The sequence below is a fragment of the Myxococcus xanthus genome, assembly GCF_013116825.1.
In the GTDB taxonomy this organism is placed as follows: Bacteria; Myxococcota; Myxococcia; order Myxococcales; family Myxococcaceae; genus Myxococcus; species Myxococcus xanthus_B.
Window position 1 is genome coordinate 1 of record NZ_JABFNS010000341.1, and the last position, 413, is coordinate 413.

Consider the following 413-nt stretch of genomic DNA (forward strand, 5'->3'; position numbering starts at 1 on the left):
GTTCCGCTTCGTCCCGCAGGCCCGCCTCGACGACCTGATGATCAGCTACGCCTCCGAGGGCGGCGGCGTCGGGCCGCATTTCGACAGCTACGACGTGTTCCTGCTGCAGGCCCATGGCCGGCGGCGCTGGCGCATCGGCCGGCAGAAGGACCTGTCGCTCAAGGACGGCATTCCGCTCAAGATCCTGGAGAACTTCGAGCCCGAGCAGGAGTTCGTGCTGGAGCCCGGCGACATGCTCTACCTGCCGCCGCGCTGGGCGCACGACGGCATCGCGGAAGGCGAGTGCATGACCTATTCGATCGGCTTCCGCTCGCCGTCGCGCACGGGCCTCGCGCACGACCTGCTCACGCGCCTGTCCGACGGCCCGGACGAGGACGGGCCGGGGCATCCGCAGCTCTACCGCGATCCGTCGC

1 protein-coding gene is annotated in these 413 nt (G+C 70.0%); it reads left to right on the forward strand.

Annotated features, from left to right (window positions below; all coding sequences use genetic code 11):
• Positions 1 to 413: cupin domain-containing protein (locus HNV26_RS37625; RefSeq protein WP_171453070.1), on the forward strand; the 413-nt coding region annotated here is incomplete at both ends.